Annotated in this window: 12 protein-coding genes; 10 read left to right on the top strand and 2 right to left on the bottom strand. The window is 62.1% G+C overall.

Annotation, left to right across the window (positions count from 1 at the left end):
- The first annotated feature begins 3 nt into the window (after positions 1–3).
- The 5 genes from L1071_RS11730 to L1071_RS11750 all read left to right on the top strand — a co-directional run bounded on the left by L1071_RS11730 (position 4) and on the right by L1071_RS11750 (position 6,376).
- On the top strand, positions 4–2,355 hold the full coding sequence (locus tag L1071_RS11730) for an FdhF/YdeP family oxidoreductase (protein WP_246975080.1): 2,352 nt from the start codon (positions 4–6) through the stop codon (positions 2,353–2,355).
- Positions 2,356–2,408: 53 nt separating this feature from the next.
- Positions 2,409–2,678 (top strand): DksA/TraR family C4-type zinc finger protein, encoded by a 270-nt coding sequence (locus L1071_RS11735; RefSeq protein WP_246975082.1) that lies wholly within the window; start codon positions 2,409–2,411, stop codon positions 2,676–2,678.
- A 242-nt stretch (positions 2,679–2,920) separates the two neighbouring features.
- On the top strand, positions 2,921–4,810 hold the full coding sequence (gene pabB / locus L1071_RS11740) for an aminodeoxychorismate synthase component I (protein WP_246975084.1): 1,890 nt from the start codon (positions 2,921–2,923) through the stop codon (positions 4,808–4,810).
- Entirely contained in the window at positions 4,794–5,414 is a 621-nt protein-coding gene (locus L1071_RS11745; RefSeq protein ID WP_246975086.1) for an anthranilate synthase component II, read from the top strand. Before pabB ends, L1071_RS11745 begins: the two co-directional genes overlap by 17 nt.
- 26 nt (positions 5,415–5,440) lie before the next feature.
- On the top strand, positions 5,441–6,376 hold the full coding sequence (locus tag L1071_RS11750; RefSeq protein ID WP_246975087.1) for a diiron oxygenase: 936 nt from the start codon (positions 5,441–5,443) through the stop codon (positions 6,374–6,376).
- Positions 6,377–6,436: 60 nt separating this feature from the next.
- Here the strand turns inward: L1071_RS11750 and L1071_RS11755 are convergent, their stop codons facing one another.
- On the bottom strand, positions 6,437–8,167 hold the full coding sequence (locus L1071_RS11755; protein WP_246975088.1) for an NADPH-dependent assimilatory sulfite reductase hemoprotein subunit: 1,731 nt from the start codon (positions 8,165–8,167) through the stop codon (positions 6,437–6,439).
- A 10-nt stretch (positions 8,168–8,177) separates the two neighbouring features.
- Complete coding sequence (locus L1071_RS11760; protein WP_246975089.1) at positions 8,178–9,968, bottom strand: assimilatory sulfite reductase (NADPH) flavoprotein subunit; 1,791 nt, start codon at positions 9,966–9,968, stop codon at positions 8,178–8,180.
- 226 nt (positions 9,969–10,194) lie between these two features.
- Between L1071_RS11760 and L1071_RS11765 the strand changes: the two genes are divergently transcribed.
- The 5 genes from L1071_RS11765 to L1071_RS11785 all read left to right on the top strand — a co-directional run.
- Positions 10,195–10,905, top strand: coding sequence for a dienelactone hydrolase family protein (locus L1071_RS11765; RefSeq protein WP_246899586.1), 711 nt, complete (start codon positions 10,195–10,197; stop codon positions 10,903–10,905).
- 410 nt (positions 10,906–11,315) lie between these two features.
- Entirely contained in the window at positions 11,316–12,233 is a 918-nt protein-coding gene (locus tag L1071_RS11770) for an ABC transporter substrate-binding protein (protein WP_246975090.1), read from the top strand.
- Positions 12,234–12,348: 115 nt separating this feature from the next.
- The gene (locus L1071_RS11775) at positions 12,349–13,320 is read left to right on the top strand and encodes a FecCD family ABC transporter permease (protein WP_246975098.1); all 972 of its coding nucleotides are present in this window, start codon (positions 12,349–12,351) and stop codon (positions 13,318–13,320) included.
- Positions 13,321–13,369: 49 nt separating this feature from the next.
- Entirely contained in the window at positions 13,370–14,494 is a 1,125-nt protein-coding gene (locus L1071_RS11780; RefSeq protein WP_378109689.1) for a FecCD family ABC transporter permease, read from the top strand.
- Positions 14,491–15,338 (top strand): ABC transporter ATP-binding protein (locus L1071_RS11785; RefSeq protein ID WP_246975092.1); only part of this gene is annotated, 848 nt, incomplete at its 3' end. The genes L1071_RS11780 and L1071_RS11785, both read left to right, overlap by 4 nt.

Raw genomic sequence — 15,338 nt, forward strand, 5'->3', positions numbered from 1 at the left:
AACATGGCACGTTCGCTCACAGATGATGCAGTACACGGCCAGCAAGCCGAGCACGATGCACCGGGCGGCGGCTGGCAATCGATCCAGGCCACCGAGGCGCATTTCCTGCGTGAGAGGGTGCCCTTCAAGGGCAACGCCTTGATGCTCAAGATCAACCAACCCCAAGGCGGGTTCGAGTGCCCCAGCTGTGCCTGGCCCAATCCCAAGCGCCCCGGGCCCATGGAATTCTGCGAGAACGGTGCCAAGGCGGTCGCCTGGGAGGTCACGGCAGCACGCACCACACCGGAGTTCTTCGCCAAGCACACACTGACCGAACTCCTCGACTGGTCGGATCACGCACTCGAGAAGCAAGGCCGACTGACGCATCCAATGCGCTACAACGCCACCACCGACAAGTACGATCCTATCGACTGGGACACCGCGTTTCGCGAGATCGGCGAACGCCTCAAGACCTACGATCCCCAGAAGGTCGAGCTTTATACCTCGGGGCGCACCTCCAACGAAGCGGCGTTTCTGTGGCAGCTTTACGGTCGCATGCTGGGTACGCACAACTTCCCGGATTGCTCCAACATGTGTCACGAGACAACCTCCGTCGCGTTACCCCAGAGCATCGGCGTAGGCAAGGCCACCACGACGCTGGAGGATTTCGAGCACGCGGACGCAATTTTCATCTTCGGCCAGAACGCCGGTACCAACAGCCCACGTATGATGGGCCTGCTCCACGAGGCCCGCCAACGCGGCGCCGAAGTCATCACCTTCAATCCGCTTCGCGAGCGGGCGCTGGTCAAGTTCGCCAATCCGCAGACGCCCAAGGACATGCTCACCAACCACGGTGTGCCGATCAGTTCGCAATACCATCAAGTGCGTATCGGCGGCGATATTGCCGCCATTCAAGGCATGTGCAAGCGCATCGTCGAGGTCGACGACGAGGCTCGCGCCAGCGGTGGCAAACGGGTAATCGATCACGACTTCATCAGCATGCACACCGCCGGTTTCGAGGCCTTCGCCGCGCACTGCCGGGCATTGCCCTGGGAACGTCTCGAACGCCATAGCGGCCTCGAGCGTGCGGCCATAGAGGAAGCCGCCGAAGCCTGGATGCGCGCCGAGCGCGTCATCTGCTGCTGGGGCATGGGCATCACCCAGCACATCCGTGGCGGCGACAACGTTCACCAGATCCTCAACCTACTGCTGATGGGCGGTCACATCGGCCGCCGTGGCGCAGGCGCCTGTCCGGTGCGCGGCCATTCCAACGTCCAGGGCGATCGTACCGTGGGCATCTTTCATCGGTCGGGCGAGACGTTCCTGTCAAAGATGGACGAGGTCTTCGGTATCCAATGCCCGCGCGAGCACGGCCACGACGTAGCGCTGTGCTGCGAGGCCATCCTGCGTAACGAGGTCGACGCCTTCCTCGGCATGGGGGGTAACTTCTTCCGCGCGATTGCGGATCAGGCGCGCGTCGCCGCACGTGTCAAAAATATTCCGCTCACCGTGCAGATCGCCACCAAACTCAATCGCAGCCACCTCCTTCACGGCAAGGCCGCCTACCTGCTGCCGCCTTTGGCGCGTACCGAGAAGGATATCCAGGCCGGGGTAGAACAGACCATCACCATCGAGGACGGCATGTGCAACGTGCAAGGCTCGACCGGTGCGCTGGAGCCGGCATCGCCACATTTGCGTTCGGAGATCGCCATCGTCGCCGGGCTGGCACGCGCCACGCTCGCCCCCAACCCCAGGGTCGACTGGGAATGGCTCAGCGAGGATTACGCGCGCATCCGCGACAAGATCGAAGCCACGCAGCCCGAGACGTTCCGCGATTACAACCGCCGTCTCGAGGCGGAAGGCGTGTTCCATCTCGATATCGCCGCGCGTGACCGTCTCTGGCACACCGACTCGGGCAAGGCCAATTTCCTGTTCCCCGGCGACATGCTTGCCGAAGACGACTCCGTTCCCGACGATACGCACTTCCAACTGCTCTCGATTCGCGGTCACGATCAGTACAACACCACCGTCTATTCCTATGACGACCGTTATCGCGATATTTACGGCACCCGCAGCGTGGTGATGATGAATCCCACGGACATGGAAAAACACGGCGTCGAGGCAGGGCATCGCGTCACGCTGACCGCCGTCAGTGACGATGGCATCGAACGCAAGGTGTCAGGTTTCAAGCTCATCGCCTATGATTTACCCGAGAACTGCCTGGGCGCGTACTATCCGGAGGTCAACGACCTGATTCCAGTCACCAACCGGGACCGCCAAAGCAACACCATCGCCGGCAAGTCGATCCCCGTCACCTTGTCGCTGATGTCGAGCGAAGAAGTCGAAAACGCCACGGGAATGCTCGCCACGAGTTGAGGGCCCGCGGATCCATACCACAGGCGCGGCATGCCAAATGCCGAGGAGACGACATGGCAGGAGGATGGTCGAAGGACGGTGCCGTTCAGGATCAGATCGACAGCACCATCGAAGACGCCGTGCAACGCTCGCGCCACCAGCTACCCAGTGGCGAGAGCCTGCGTCACTGTGAAGAATGTGGCGATCCCATTCCCCAGGCGCGGCGCGATGCCGTGCCCGGGGTACGCCTGTGCATTGCCTGTCAGAGTGAGCGTGATCGGCATCAGAGCCGTGATGCCAGCGGCTACAACCGCCGAGGCAGCAAGGACAGCCAATTGCGTTGAGTCGTTCCGCCGTCGGTGAATCGCATTGCGACTGACGGCGGAACGATCATTCTCATCGACACGCAGTATTTTCCTGCCACGCATTGTGTAGATTTATCACTCTACTTTTGAGGTAACTTTTACACACGCAGCAAACTCTTTACACTAAATAAACAACACAATAATACCAATATAATCATCGTTGACATAAACACCTGCACGCCCTTAAATAAACCTATAATTAATACTAGGGAGCAAGGGTGATGCGCAGCCTGAATAAACAACAAACAGACAGTATTTTCATACTGCTAGAGAATACCCGTTGCTCGAGCGATCACCGTGCTTCGTTGTTGTTCGAAAACCCCGAATACGAAGTGATCTGTTACCGCAACGATGCCTTACAGGGCGCGTTGCGCGAGCTCGATGAATTGCGTAAGCAAGGCTATTACCTATCCGGCTACCTCGCCTACGAGGCGGGCTATGCGCTTGCCGACAAGCCGGATTTCAAGTTCTGCCGTCGCGTCAAGAGCGATACCCCACTGGTGCATTTCTATGCGTTTCGCGACGTGCGCCGTTTATCACAGCATCAAGCCAGCCGGTTTCTCGAAGCCCAAACACCCGACACGACACCCGCGGCTATTCGCCACCTAGCGCTCAACGCGCGGCGCGAAGAATATCTCGACAACATAGAAAAAATAAAATCGTATATTCGTGAAGGCGATACCTACCAGGTCAATTACACACTTAAATATCGCTTCGAATATCAGGGTACGCCCGTTGCACTCTATCGCAAACTTCGCGACCGCCAAAAAGTCGAGTTCGGAGGACTGCTCAACTTTCCGGAGTATTCGGTACTCTCGTTATCGCCGGAACTCTTCTTACGTAAACAAGGGACGGCGCTGGAATCCAAGCCCATGAAGGGCACCTTCCCGCGTGGAGCATCGGCCGAGGAGGATGCCGATATTCTCGATACGATGCGCCACGATACGAAGACACGCTCCGAGAACGTGATGATCGTCGATTTACTGCGCAACGATGTCAGCCGCGTCGCCTCGCCGGGCTCCGTGGCGGTCAAGAATCTGTTCGAGATACAGACCTTCGAGACGCTGCATCAGATGATTTCCACGGTGACCGGCAAGATCGACACCAACGCCAGGATCGAGCAAGTGTTCCGCGAGCTATTCCCCTGCGGCTCGATCACCGGTGCCCCCAAGATACGCACGATGCAGATCATCGAAGAGCTGGAGCACGAACCGCGCGGCGTGTATACCGGCGCGATCGGCTACCTAACGCCTCACAACGATTTCTGTTTCAACGTGCCCATCCGCACCTGCATAGTCCATGCCGACGGCCATGCGGAGATGGGCATCGGCGGCGGCGTACTCCATGAGTCCGACCCTGAGGCCGAATACGCGGAATGCCTGCTCAAGGCGCGCTTCTTGAGCGGGCTCAATCAGGACCTGCAGCTCATCGAGACCATGCGTTACCAAGCGGATGGTGCCCACATCGCGCACCTCGAAAAACACCTGCAACGACTGTCACACGCGGCACACGATCTGCACTTCGCCTTCGAGGCGACCAGCGTCCGGCTGGCCCTCGCCGAGACCATCGACGGACTCGATCACGACACGCGGGTGCGCCTTTCACTCGCCCACGACGGCCAGTTCGATATCACCACCACGTCGCTGGGGCCCGAGGACGAAACGCCATCTACGGCGCGACTGGGTATCAGCGACCGATCCATCGACCAGCACGCCTTCTTGCTGCATTACAAGACCACCGCACGCGATATCTACGACAGCGAATATCGACGACACCAAGCCCAGGGTGATTACGACGTGGCCTTCCTCAATCACCAAGGCCGCGTCACCGAAGCCAGTCGCCATAACCTATTCATCGAAAAAGATGGCTTGTTGCTGACACCGCCTCTCGACGAAGGTGTACTCCCCGGCATCGCCCGCGAGACGCTCATCGAAGCGAGTTGCGAGCGCTGTTGTGAACGCCCGATCACCCCGCAGGATCTACTCGACGCCGACGCCATATGGCTGACCAATGCCGTGCGTGGCGTCGTCCCGGTCACGCTCAGCGAGCAGGCCATACAAACCCTTACCGCCTGGGCGGGACAGGAGGCAACTTATGCTGTGTCTCATTGATAACTACGATTCGTTCACCTACAACATTGTGTCCTACCTCAACCAACTGGGCGTCCAGCCATGGATCGTCAAGAACGATGCGATGACGCTAGACCAGCTAGCAAGCCACGACATCGAGGGCATCCTGATCTCGCCGGGGCCCTGCACGCCGTCGCAGTCCGGCATCACGCTCGAAGTTATCAAGGCCTACGCAGGCAAGGTCCCGATTCTGGGCATCTGCCTGGGTCATGAAGCGATCGCCGAGGCCTTCGGTGGGTATGTCGAGCACGCTCGCGAGGTCATGCACGGCAAGGTATCGCACGTTTATCACGACGGACGCGGCGTGTTCACCGGTGTCAGCCAGCCCGTGCGCGTGACGCGCTACCACTCGCTGATCGTCACCCGCCAGCGCATGCCCGCCGATTTCGAGATCAGCGCCTGGACCTGTGACGCACAAGGCAATATCGAAGACGTCATGGGCATTCGGCATCGCGACCTGGATATCGAGGGCGTGCAGTTTCATCCCGAATCCATCCTCACCGAGCACGGCCATCTCATGCTGGCGAACTTCCTACGTCGGCTCGATCGACAGCGCCCATCGCTCGGGAAAGCGGCCGGCTTCTAGGCAAGGATTTTCAAGGAAGAACCTACATGTACACTGGTATCGATCAACCCACGACGGCCCGCGAAAGCGAGATACTCGCGCGCCTCACCGAAAACTGGAACCAGCGCGTCGCGGTGCGCAAGGCGCGACTCGACCTGAGCGAATATTACGACACCACGGCGCCGGACTTTCCGCCGTCAATGGTGCCGTTCTGGGACGACCCGCGTTTCCAGGCCATCGACGAAGCGGACAAACGCCGCGTCCTCGCTGGCGCCTGGATCAACTACAACGAGAAGACGATCTTCGTCGAGGACAAGGTCATCAATCCCATGTGCTCGTTGCTGCTGCGGGATGCCCTGCCCGGCGTCGGCGACAGCATATCCAAGAAGGCCATCGCGCAGACCCAGGTGGACGAGCAGTTCCATATACTGATGTGCTTAGAGGTCTGCGACTGCGCGCGTCGTCAGCATCAGCTTCAGGACTTGCACATTCCCACGCCCCTGCTCGAGCAGCGCATGGAGACAGCGCTTTCCAAGGCGGACAACGAGCGTGAGTTCGCCTTGATCCGCATGGCCTATGCCACCGTGGCCGAGATGACCATCAACGTGTTCTTGAAACGTCTCTCGCAGGACCGCAGCATCCAGCCGCTCAACCGTCTGAACACCGAGCTCCACCGCCAGGACGAAGCCTCGCACGCCGCCATTTTCGGTGAGATTGCCCGCGCCGTGTATGAACGTCTCGGCGCCGGACAGCAGGCCATTTTTCGCGCCCACTTGATGCGCGCCATCGACGACTTTGTCGAACTCGACGTGGGATTCTGGCGCGCCATTCTCGACTATCTGGCGATCCCCGAACGCGGGAGCATACTGCAAGACATGGCCGCGAAGAGCCGCACGAAGCGCTCACTTCGCGATTATGGCGCGTTGGTCAAACTGTTGCAGCAGATCGGCATTCACGAAGGGCCGAGTTTCGTCTTTCAGTAACACGACATCGCGCGAACAGACCACTACCTGGCGCCCATCCAGGCGCCAAGGCTAGCAGACTCAGTGAGTATGGAATTCACGCCCCGCCAGGGTCGGTGCGATCACCCCGGCGCGCACCACGAAGTCGCCAAAGGCCTCGCCCGCTTCGCGCTCGGCGGCGTAGCGCTGAATCAGCGGCGTGAGTTCCTCGAGGATGGTCGCCTCGTCGATATTCTCGCGGTAGAGCTTGTTGAGACGCTCGCCGGCGAAACCGCCGCCCAGATAGAGGTTGTAGCGTCCCAAGGTCTTGCCCACGAAGCCGATTTCCGCCAGATAGGGCCGCGCGCAGCCATTCGGGCACCCCGTCATGCGCACGACGATGGCGTCGTCACCCAGGCCCACGTCTTGCATGATCGCCTCGAGCCGGTCGATGAGCGACGGCAGGTAACGCTCGCTTTCGGCCATCGCCAAGCCACAAGTGGGGAATGCCACGCAAGCCATCGCGTGGCGGCGCAGCGGCGTCGTCTCGAACGTCATCGCGTAATCCGCCAGCAGCGTGTCGATGGCCTCGCGGCGCGCCTCGGGCACCTGGGTGATGATCAGGTTCTGGTTGGTGGTCAGGACGATATCGCCGTCATGCGCCTTGGCAATCTCGCGCATGCCGCTCAGTAGCTGCGGACCTCCGTCGACATCCGCCAGGCGACCGTTCTGAACGAACAAGCCGTAGTGCCAGAGATCATCCTCACCCTGATACCAACCCAGCCGGTCACCGTTATGGGTAAGCGGCAGCTCGATTGGCGGCGCCAGCGACTCGCCCAGGTACTCCTCGACGCGCTCGCGGAAGCCTTCGACGCCTAAGGCCTCGACGGTGTACTTGAGACGCGCCTGCTTGCGGTCATAACGATTGCCGTTATCACGCTGCACGAGCATGATCGCTTCCGACACGGCCGCCGCGCGATCCGGCGTACAGTAGCCGACGATGTCAGAAAGCCGCGGGAAGGTCGCGGTCTCGCCGTGCGTCATGCCCATGCCACCACCGATGCACACATTGAAGCCCTTGAGCTCGCCCGCCTGTACGTCGGCGATGAAGCCGACATCGTGGGCGAACACATCGACATCGTTCTCGGGCGGGATCGCCAGCGCGACCTTGAACTTACGCGGCAGGTAATGCCGCGTATAGAGCGGCTCAACCTCGTCGTCGGTTTCCTGAGGCCCACCCGCCACGCGCTCCTCGCCGAGGAAGATCTCGTGATAGGCCCGCGTGCTCGGCAACAGACGCGTGCTGATCTCGTGCGCGAGGTCGTAGATCTGACGGTGCACCGCCGAGCGGTGCGGGTTGGCGGTGCAGATCACGTTGCGATTGACGTCACCACAGGCGGCGATGGTATCCATCATCGACTTGTCCAGCGCCTGCAAGTGGCCACGCAGGTTTTCCTTGAACACCCCGTGATACTGAAAGGTCTGACGCGTAGTGATGCGCAGCGTGCCGTTGGCATAGCGCCTGGCGTTGTCATCCAGCGTCAACCACTGCTCGGGCGATACCCGCCCGCCGGGCAGGCGCAGACGCACCATGAACGAGTAAAGCGGCTCTAGCTTGCGATGGCGGCGATCGTCGCGCACATCACGGTCATCCTGCTGATAGAAGCCGTGAAACTTGGTCAGTTGGGTGTCCGCTTCATTGACCGCGCCGGTGGCCCGGTCGGCCAGACTCTCCTCAAGGGTGCCATAAAGATAGTGGCTCTCGACCTTGAGGCGTTCGTTGGGGTGCAGCTCGTCGAGCGACACGTCACGCAGCTTGGCGATGATATCCATGTCGGTCTCCTCAATAGACGTCGCGCTGATAGCGCTTTTGCTGCTGCAGGTCACGCAGGTACTCGGCAGCGGCTTCCTCGTCGTATCCACCCTGCTCGCGAATCACATCGAGCAAGGCCTGGTGGACGTCCGGCGCCATACGCTCGGCGTCGCCGCACACGAAGACATAGGCCCCGGCCTGCAGCCAATCATAGAGGGTGGCGGCCTGTTCGCGCAGGCGGTCCTGCACGTAGACCTTGTCTTGCTGGTCGCGGGAAAACGCCACGTCGAGCCGCGACAGGAGCCCCGTCTTGCGCCATTGCAGCCATTCGGCCTGATACAAGAAGTCGCTGCGCCGCCGCCGGTCGCCGAAGAACAGCCAGTTGTCGCCGCTCGCATCCCGCGCCTCGCGTTCCTGAAGGAAGGCCCTGAACGGCGCCACACCAGTGCCCGGCCCGATCATCACGATGGGTGCCGCGTCATCGTCGGGCAGCTTGAAGTGCTTGTTATGATCGATGTAGATCGGCACGTGATCGCCAGGGCTGACGCGGTCGGCGAGGTAGGTCGTCGCCACGCCGCCGCGCGCGCGACCGTGGGTTTCATAGCGCACCACGGCCACCGTGAGATGCACTTCGTCGGGGGCCGCGGCCTGGCTCGAGGCAATCGAGTACAAGCGCGGCGGCAGCTTGCGCAGCGCACGAATGAAGGTGTCCGCTTCCAGCCCCTCGACCGGAAAATGCTCCAGCACGTCGATGATATGCCGCCCCTGCAGCCATTCGCGCAACTCGTCGCGCGACTCTTCGTCGAGCAGGCGACGCAGCTCGGCATCATCGCTGATCTCGGCCCAGTGATTGAGGAAGGGACGCGTCAGGGTGGTGACCTCGAAATCGTTGAGCAAGGCGTCGCGCAGTTGGCGCCCTTCCTCGAATGGCGCCTCGCCATCCAGCCGCAAGGTGTCCAGCAGCTCATCGACATAGGCGGGGTCATTCTGCGGCACGACGCCCACCGCATCGCCGGGGCGATATTCCAGTCCCGACTCCTCCAGCGAGAGCTCGACATGCAGTGTCTGCTTGTCGGAATCCTGGGTATTGAGCGGCTGCACCTCCAGCACTTCCGCCTGGAAGGGATGCGAACGCGAGTAGCTGGCGGCCGCGCCGCCGGACGTATCGGACGCCGGCTCTGGCGCAGCACTTCCCGAGAGCGCAGCGAAGGCCTTGAGCGTCGCGTCGATCCATTGCGTCGCGGTCTCTTCGTAATCGACATCGGCATCGACCCGCGCACATAGGCGCTGCGCCCCCAGCGACTCGAGGCGCGAATCGAGCACCTTGCCGGACTCGCAGAAATACTCGTAGCTGGCATCGCCCAGTCCAAAGACGGCGAAGCGATGATCGTCACTCAAACGTGGCGCCTTGCGCCCCGCCAGCAACTCATAAAAACTCAGCGCACTATCCGGTGGATCGCCATCGCCCTGAGTGCTGACCACCGCCATCAAGCGAGTGGCCTGCTTGAGATCTTGCTTGCCGAAGGACGCCATGTCCTTCAGCTCGACTTCAAGCCCCCGGGCCCGCGCGCGCTCAACGGCCTGCTCGGCCACGCCCTCGGCATTGCCGGTCTGGCTGCCGAACAGCACGGTCAGCGGCTCACCGGGCGTCGAGGCCGGCGATTCGGCGGCCGCGGGCGCGTCATGCGCATCCAGACCGGCCAGATAGCCCTGCAACCAGGCACGTTGCCGGGCGTCGAGATCGGCCAGCGCTTCATTGAGCCGCCGCGCCTGATCGGCGCTGAGGGGGCTGTTCGATTCGGACAAGCGTCCTTGCGACATTGGACCTCTCATCGTTGCCGTGAATAATCGGGGATGAAGACCTCTAGGCTAGGCAAGACTTAAAAGAATGAAAAATTCTAAAACACGATCTTTATATTCTTTAAAAGCTTAAGCCCCGAGCGACAAGCCTGGAGCATCGTTCGCCTGCAAACATCCTGGCCTTCATGGTGTCAGCTCTCTAGACTAGAGCCATATCTCGAACGCTTCATCCCTCCAAGGAGACACCATGAGCGATTCCGCCGTCACTATCCAGTGGATCGATATCACATCCCACGACGCTCAGACCTTCAAAGGCTATCTAGCCCTGCCACCCGCCGGCAAAGGCCCCGGCATCGTCTTGATTCAGGAAATCTTCGGCGTCAATGCCCACATTCGCAGCGTCGCCGAGCAATATGCTCAGGACGGCTACGTAGTGCTCGCGCCGGATGTATTCTGGCGTCAGGAGCCGGGCGTCGAGCTCGCCTATGAAGGTGCCGACATGGACAAGGCCTTCAAGCTCGTCGGCGATATCGATTTCACGGTGGCCGTCAAGGACCTCGCCAGCACCACCCAGGCATTGCGCCAACGCAGCGAATGCGACGGCGACGTCACCGCCATCGGCTACTGCATGGGCGGCATCCTCGCCTACCTGGCGGCCATCGACGCCGGCGTCGACCGTGCGGCGAGCTTCTATCCCGGTGGCATCCACAAGCATCTGGACAAGGCCGCACGGCTCGACGTGCCGGTGCAGTTCCATTTCGCCGGTAACGACGGGCATATTCCCGCCGAGACCGTCGATCAGGTACGCGCCACCTTCGCCGACCGCGACGACGTCACCATTAACGTCTACGACGGTGCCGATCACGGCTTCAACTGCTGGGCCCGCAGCGCCTACCATCGTCACGCCGCAGCGCTCTCCCACGGCCGCACCCTGGTCTTCCTCGAAAATCGCGCCTGACACTCAGCCACGCATATCTTACCAACGAGAACCCCAGCCAAGACGGGGTTCTTCCCCTTCCTTCCCGCTGCCGGCGGCGGTCTCACGAACACCATGTTTCGTTATGGCGAACGCGCTTTCCGAGGCGCCTCCATCGAAACGCTCTCGCCGTTAAGAAAAGTGTCGTAACTTCTTTTAAAAACACTAAAAATCAAGGACTTGAAAAAACATACCCACTCTTTTCATGCATCACTCTTGCCATCCGCCACCTAAATTCGGCCCGCCATATGCCTGTCTTTGCGTCTCTCATGGAGACAACACCGCCTGCCCCATCGTGAGACAGCTTCTCATTTACATTCGTTCTCGTTTACTATTCTTGGCGCTTTTACGACGGATCATTCCTCACGGGATCAACAGGTAGGAACCTCGCCATGACATCTCTACGTCGCTTTTGCATGACCGCGACCGGCATCGCCGCGCTTTCCGCGACCTTGCCGGCCAGCGCCACAACCCTGGAAACGGCTTTCGGCTCGGTTGAGGTCGATGACGATCCCTCGCGAGTGGTCACGCTTTACACAGGGGCGCTGGATACGGCACTGACGACGGGCATGACGCCCCTCGGTGCAGTCGCCACGCGCGGCGGAGACGGCGTACCCGCCTACCTGAGCGACGCCACCGGCGATATCTCCATCGTCGGCACACCGCGGGAAACCAACATCGAGGCCGTGGCGGCGCTCAAGCCGGACCTGATTCTCGCCTCGCCGCAGTTGTCCGAGTCTCAATATCAGTTGCTATCGCGTATTGCCCCCACCGTAGTGCCGGATGTCACGCCCTACCAGATGGATAGCTGGGAGCAGGAGGCGCAGGTCTATGGCAAGGCCCTCGGACAACTTGATGCCGTCAACGAGGCGATCGACGAGGTCGATGCTCAGACACAGGCAATTCGCGAGGACGTCGCGGACTCACCCACGGCCAGCCTGATTCGCTGGATGCCGCAAGGTGCCATCGTCATGGCGCCGCAAATCTTCTCCAATACGCTTCTCGCGCGCAGCGGTTTCACGGTCGATGACGGCGATACCGTCAAGGAAGGGCGCCCACACAGCGATCCGTTGAGCCTGGAGAATCTGTCGAAGATCGATAATGACTGGCTGTTCCTGGCCACGCTGAATGCCGAGGGCGATGAGGCTTACCAAGCGGCCAAACAGTCGCCGGCCTTCGACCGCCTCGACGTCGTGCAGCAGGACCACGTCATCAGCGTCAGCGGCCAGCTATGGACCAGCGCCTCCGGTCCGATGGCAGCGCAGGCGATCCTCGACGACATCGACACCGCCATGCACGAAATGAAGTGACTGCTTCATGGCGTCGTTCATCAATCGTCACGCCGATAGCCGCGTCATGAGAAGCCTGAAAGCCTGTCGCTGGTCCGGTGCGTCGCCCTCGCCGGTCGTCACATGGGGCCTATTGATGATCTTGCTGGCGGCCATCGCATTGCTGAGTCTGTTGTTCGGGGCCGGGGACGTCGGTCCCGGACGCGCCTGGCAAGCGCTGAGCGATTTCGACGCCGCCGCCATGCACGATAGCGAAGCCCATTTCGTGATCGGCGAGCTACGCCTGCCGCGCCTGGGAATCGGCCTGGTGGTGGGAATCGCTCTGGGAATCGCGGGCGCGCTGCTGCAGGCGGTGACGCGCAACCCCTTAGCGGAACCCGGGCTGCTGGGCGTCAGCGCGGGCAGTGCCTTCGCCGTGACGCTGGCGATCCTGTGGGGAGCGGATGCCGCCACGCTGCGGATCTCGGTCGCTCAACTCGGCGCCCTGGGGGGATGTTTGTGCGTGCTGGCTGCAGCGCGCCTGCAAGGCATCGGTAATGACCCGGTGCGCCTCATTCTCGCTGGGGCGATTCTGTCGGGTTTGCTGCACTCTCTATCGTCGCTGATCCTGCTGTTCGATCAATACACGGCGGATGAGATCCGCTTCTGGGTGGTGGGTAGCCTCGCCGGCCGGGACGCCACAGACCTGATGCCGCTGGCTCCCAGCCTGGCGCTAGCTGCATTGCTGACCGTCATTCTCGCGCGCCCGCTCGCGGCGCTGGCGCTCGGCGAGCATGTCGCCATCGGCCTGGGGCATCACCCCCGCGTGGTGCGTCTGTTGGTGATCGTCGTGGTCGCGCTGCTGGTCGGCGGCGCCACGGCCATCGCCGGCCCCGTCACCTTCGTGGGGCTGGTCGTGCCCTTCGCCGCGCGGGCGCTGGCCGGTCCCGACATTCGGCGCACCTTGTGGTTCTGTCTGCCACTAGGGCCCATTGTCGTCGTCAGTGCCGATATCGTCTCGCGACTCGTGGTGCCACCTTCCGAGTTGCCGCTAGGGGTAATCACCGCGCTGATCGGTGCCCCCGTGCTGATCGCCGTAGTCCGCCGCCGCCGACTCCCGATGCTGTAAGCCATCCATGTCGAAGTCGTCCATAACGAACAAGCCGCCCATGTCGAATATGCTTTCCACCGCCTCGCGTGCCACAAAATACGAAGTGACACCGTTCTCTCGAACGCAGGCGTCGAACCAGGCGCAAACGGGCAAACTTCTCCTTACGCTGCCGCTGGGCAAACGTCCGCCACTACGGATCATCATCGACAAGCGCAACTTGCTCGCCAACTTGTTGCTGGCGGGGCTCCTGATGGTGCTGACTGGGGTATCGCTGGCGACCGGCAGTGCCGCGACGCTGTCCGGGCCGGCAATGCTCGGGGCACTGCTCGGCCACGGCAGTGCGCTGGATATTTTCGTGGTCCATGAACTGCGCCTCCCCCGCGTCGTGGCCGGGCTCGTCACCGGGGGAGCTTTCGCGCTGGCCGGTTGCCTGATGCAGACGGTGGCGCGCAACCGTCTGGCGACACCAGGCATCGTGGGGCTCGACAATGGCGCCACGGCCTTCGCGGTAGCCTCCGTGGTCGGCACTGGGATCAGCCTGGCGCCGCCTGCCATGGCCTTGACCGGCGCCGCCGTCGCCGCCGCGCTGACCTTCGGACTGACCGGCAGCATCGGCGTGCGCGGCTATCGCTTCCTGGTCGCCGGCATCGGCGTGGGCGCGGTATTCGGCGCCATTACCCAACTCATGCTGACGCGGGTTTCCATCGATGCTGCCAACGCCGCCTATCCGTGGACGGTGGGCAGCCTCAACGCACGCCCCGCGCATGCGGTATCGATACTCTCACTGGCGTTACTGCCCGCGCTATTGGCGGCCATCCGGCTGACACGCTCGCTGACCGTGATGCGCCTCTCCGACGCCGTGGCCACCAGCCTGGGCGTCTCGGCAAGCCGCTGTCGGCTGATGGCGTTGAGCGTAGCGGTGATCCTCACCGGGCTGGCCGTGGCGGTGGCCGGCCCGGTAGGCATGGTGGCGCTGATCGGCCCGGAGTTCGCACGCCAGATCAGCACTCGAAACACAGTACCCGTGGTCGGCGCGACCCTGGCAGGTGCCATCGTCATGCTCGCCGCCGACCTGCTAGGGCGCGTGATACTCGCCCCCATCGAAGTGCCGGTGGGCATCGTCACCGCCTTGATCGGCAGCCCGCTGCTCCTATGGATACTCTTGAACCCCAATGCCAGGACGACCCCATGACCCAAGAGGCATTCGTTTCCGCACCCCCCGATGACGAAAGCGCCCCGGACATCGCGACGCAGGGGCTATCGCTCGCCTATGGCGACGTGCCCGTCATCGAGGGGCTCGAGTTGCGCCTTCCTGCCGGCCAGGTCACCGCCATCGTGGGCCCCAACGGCTGTGGCAAGTCGACCTTGCTGTCGGGGATGTCGCGCTTGCTCAAGCCGCGCGCGGGCGCGGTCCTGCTCGATGGCGCCGACATCCAGCGCGTACCAAGCCGACAGTTAGCCAAGCGTTTGGCGCTACTCCCGCAACAACCCCATGCACCCGAGGCGCTGACCGTGGCCGAACTGGTGCGTTTCGGGCGTCACCCGCACCAAAGCTGGCTACGCCAGTGGTCTCCTGACGACAAGGCTTGCGTCGATGAAGCGCTCGAGCTGACGGGGCTGACGACGCTTGCCGAGCGCCCGGTAGACGCGCTCTCCGGCGGCCAGCGGCAGCGTGCCTGGATCGCCATGGCCATCGCCCAGCAGACCCCGACGCTGCTGCTCGACGAGCCCACCTCGGCGCTCGATCTTGGGCATCAGGTCGAGGTCTACGAGCTCATTCGCTCGCTCACTGCTGCGGGCAAGACCATCGTCATGGTCATCCACGATCTGATCGGCGCCTGTCGCTACGCCGATCACCTGATCGCCATGCATCAAGGTCAGATTCTCGCCGAAGGGCCGCCGGGAGAGACGGTCACGGCCGATCTAGTGCGGCGGCTTTATGGCGTCGATTGCACGCTGATGACCGACCCCGCCACCGGTGCCCCACTGCTCACCAATGTACGCCGTACACGCGACGCCCTCGACGGCAGCGCGAC

Source organism: Chromohalobacter sarecensis (assembly GCF_023061135.1).
Lineage (GTDB): Bacteria > Pseudomonadota > Gammaproteobacteria > Pseudomonadales > Halomonadaceae > Chromohalobacter > Chromohalobacter sarecensis.

Excerpts from the sequence above, each read along its gene's own strand:
- L1071_RS11770 (WP_246975090.1), top strand. The coding sequence starts at position 11,316 with ATGACATCTCTACGTCGCTTTTGCATGACCGCGACCGGCATCGCCGCG.
- L1071_RS11760 (WP_246975089.1), bottom strand. The coding sequence starts at position 9,968 with ATGTCGCAAGGACGCTTGTCCGAATCGAACAGCCCCCTCAGCGCCGAT.
- L1071_RS11730 (WP_246975080.1), top strand. The coding sequence starts at position 4 with ATGGCACGTTCGCTCACAGATGATGCAGTACACGGCCAGCAAGCCGAG.
- L1071_RS11735 (WP_246975082.1), top strand. The coding sequence starts at position 2,409 with ATGGCAGGAGGATGGTCGAAGGACGGTGCCGTTCAGGATCAGATCGAC.
- L1071_RS11750 (WP_246975087.1), top strand. The coding sequence starts at position 5,441 with ATGTACACTGGTATCGATCAACCCACGACGGCCCGCGAAAGCGAGATA.
- pabB (WP_246975084.1), top strand. The coding sequence starts at position 2,921 with ATGCGCAGCCTGAATAAACAACAAACAGACAGTATTTTCATACTGCTA.
- L1071_RS11780 (WP_378109689.1), top strand. The coding sequence starts at position 13,370 with ATGCTTTCCACCGCCTCGCGTGCCACAAAATACGAAGTGACACCGTTC.
- L1071_RS11765 (WP_246899586.1), top strand. The coding sequence starts at position 10,195 with ATGAGCGATTCCGCCGTCACTATCCAGTGGATCGATATCACATCCCAC.
- L1071_RS11775 (WP_246975098.1), top strand. The coding sequence starts at position 12,349 with ATGATCTTGCTGGCGGCCATCGCATTGCTGAGTCTGTTGTTCGGGGCC.
- L1071_RS11755 (WP_246975088.1), bottom strand. The coding sequence starts at position 8,167 with ATGGATATCATCGCCAAGCTGCGTGACGTGTCGCTCGACGAGCTGCAC.
- L1071_RS11745 (WP_246975086.1), top strand. The coding sequence starts at position 4,794 with ATGCTGTGTCTCATTGATAACTACGATTCGTTCACCTACAACATTGTG.